The 2,615-nt window shown below is 79.0% G+C and carries 2 protein-coding genes; both read right to left on the bottom strand.

The window, feature by feature from the left end; translation table 11 throughout:
• Positions 1 to 93 precede the first annotated feature (93 nt).
• Positions 94 to 1,593 (bottom strand): cobyric acid synthase, encoded by a 1,500-nt coding sequence (locus tag E1283_RS35005; protein ID WP_132822197.1) that lies wholly within the window; start codon positions 1,591 to 1,593, stop codon positions 94 to 96.
• On the bottom strand, positions 1,590 to 2,570 hold the full coding sequence (locus E1283_RS35000) for a cobalamin biosynthesis protein (protein ID WP_132822196.1): 981 nt from the start codon (positions 2,568 to 2,570) through the stop codon (positions 1,590 to 1,592). Before E1283_RS35000 ends, E1283_RS35005 begins: the two co-directional genes overlap by 4 nt.
• Positions 2,571 to 2,615 lie beyond the last annotated feature (45 nt).

Below are 2,615 nucleotides of genomic sequence, written 5' to 3'. Positions count from 1 at the left end.
GGTCGGTGCGGGTGGGGTTGGCGATCCGGTAGGGCGCGCCGGAGCGGCGGGCGGCCAGCAGGTCGGTGTCGGCGGTGGAGAGCAGCAGCACGGTCATGGCGCTCCCGGCGGGATGAAGGGGAGGCCGCGGGGCGCGCCCTCCTCGATGAGCCGCAGCAGGGCGGCGGTGTCGGCGTGTTCCTCGATCAGGTCGCCGAGGCGGTCGAGTTGGCGCTCGCGGAGCGCGCCGAACGAGGTGTCGGGGGCCGGGGTGAAGTCGCGTCCCGCGTCGGCCGCGACCCGCCGCAGGAAGGCGCGGCGGAAGCCGTCTGACTCGAGCGAGCCGTGCCAGTGGGTGCCCCACACGGCGCCGACGCGGCAGCCGTCGAGGAAGGGTTCGCCGCCGAGCACCTCGGCGACGCCGTGGTGGATCTCGTAGCCGGCGACCGGTTCGCCGAGCGCCCGCCCCTCGGGTCTGGCCAGGGTCTTCTCGGGCGCGAACCGCACCCGCAGCGGCAGCAGGCCGAGCCCCGGCACGGTGCCGGCCCGCGACTCGACCTCGTCCTCGATGCGCTCGCCCAGCAGTTGGAAGCCGCCGCAGACGCCCAGCACGGGCCGGCCGGCCGCGGCGCGGCGGGCCAGCGCGTCGGCCAGGCCGCGCTCCCGCAGCCAGGCCAGGGCCCGCACGGTGCCGCGGGTGCCGGGCAGCACCACCAGGTCGGCGTCGGCGACCTCGGCCGGCCGGTCGGTGAACCGGACCGCGACGCCGGGTTCGGCGGCCAGCGCGTCGACGTCGGTGAAGTTGGACATCAGCGGCACCTGAACCACCGCCACGCGCAACGTCTCGGTGCCGTGCGGCGGCGTCCCGGGGGCGGCGTCGGGCGGCGAGATCCGCAGCCCGTCCTCCGCGTCGATGCCCAGGCCGGCCAGGAACGGCAGCACGCCGAGCACCGGCCGGCCGGTCACGCCGCGCAGCATGGCGAGGCCGGGGGCGAGCAGCGCGGGGTCGCCGCGGAACCTGTTGACCAGGTAGCCGGCGACGAGCCGCTGGTCCTCGGCGGCGAGCAGGGCGGTGGTGCCGAAGAACGCGGCGAACACCCCGCCGCGGTCGATGTCGCCGACGACCACGACGGGCAGTGACGCGGCCCTGGCGAGCCCCATGTTGACGATGTCGCCGCGGCGCAGGTTGATCTCGGTCGGGCTGCCGGCGCCCTCGCAGACCACGACGTCGAACTCCGCGCGCAGGGTGGCCAGGCAGTCGGTGACGGTTCCCAACAGCCGGGCCCGGCGGGCGCGGTGGTAGCCGGTGGCGGACACCTCGCCCACCGCCCGGCCGAGCAGCACGACCTGGCTGCCGCGCTCGCCGCCCGGCTTGAGCAGCACCGGGTTCATCAGCGCGGTGGGCTCGGTGCGGGCGGCGGCGGCCTGCATCGCCTGGGCGCGGCCGATCTCGGCGCCGTCCCGGGTGACGAACGAGTTGAGGGACATGTTCTGGGCCTTGAAGGGCGCCACCCGCAGCCCCCTCCTGGCCAGCCAGCGGCAGATCCCGGCGGTGACCACGGTCTTGCCGGCGTCGGACGTGGTGCCGGCGACCAGCAGCGCGCCGCCGGTCACCGGGCTCGTCCCGGGGCGAGCGCGGCGACCGCGCAGAGCGCCGTCGCCAGCGCGCCCACCCGGCGGGAGAGGGCGACCGCGCGTGCCACGTCCGCGGGGCGTGGCGGGCGGCCCGCCGCGTTGAGCACCGGGCGGTGCTCGACGCGGCCGCCGTAGGAGAGGGTGCCGCCGAGCCGCAGGCCGAGCGCGCCGGCGAACGCGGCCTCCACGACGCCGGCGTTGGGGCTGGGGTGGCGGGGTCCGTCGGCCCGCCACGCGGTCAGGGCGGCGGCCGGTCGGGGGCCGGCGCACACGGCGAGCGCGGCGGTCAGCCGGGCGCCCGGCCAGCCGACCAGGTCGTCGAGGCGGGCCGCCGCCCAGCCGAACCGCAGGTAGCGCGGCGAGCGGTGACCCACCATGGCGTCCAGCGTGTTGACGGCGCGGAACGCCGCCACGCCGGGGGCGCCGCCGGCGGCCGCCCAGACCAGGGCGCCCACCACCGCGTCCGAGGTGTTCTCGGCGACCGACTCCACGACGGCCCTGGCCAGCCCGTCGGCGTCGAGTTCCCGGGGGTCGCGGCCGCACAGCCTGGGCAGCAGCGCGCGGGCGGTGGCCAGGTCGCCGGACTCCAGGGCGCGGGCGACCCGCAGGGCCTCCCGGGCCAGCGAGGTGCCGCCGAGCGCCGCCCAGGTCACGGCCGCCGCCGGCAGCGCCCGGGCCGCGGGCCGCCGGCGGGTGGGCGCCGCGGCGGGCAGGGCGGTGAGCGCCGCCGCCGCGGCGGCGGCGCCGGCGACGCACAGTGCGACGTGGGCCGCGCCGGCGGCCCGGCTGTCCCGCCAGAGGCGGCGTTCCAGGGCGGCGGCGATCCGGCCGAAGCCGGCGACGGGATGGCCGCGGCGCGGGTCGCCGACCACCAGGTCGGCGAGGTAGCCGAGGACGAGGGCCTGGCCGCGGAGGGCGGGCCCCCGGCCGCGCGCCACGGTCTGCGGTGCGCGCATCGACTCAGCCGGCCGGGCTCACGCTCCGACGGGCGGGGACGGGGG

This window comes from Streptomyces hainanensis, from assembly GCF_004348415.1.
In the GTDB taxonomy this organism is placed as follows: domain Bacteria; phylum Actinomycetota; class Actinomycetes; order Streptomycetales; family Streptomycetaceae; genus Streptomyces; species Streptomyces hainanensis.
This window is presented reverse-complemented; position numbering and strand designations above follow the sequence as displayed.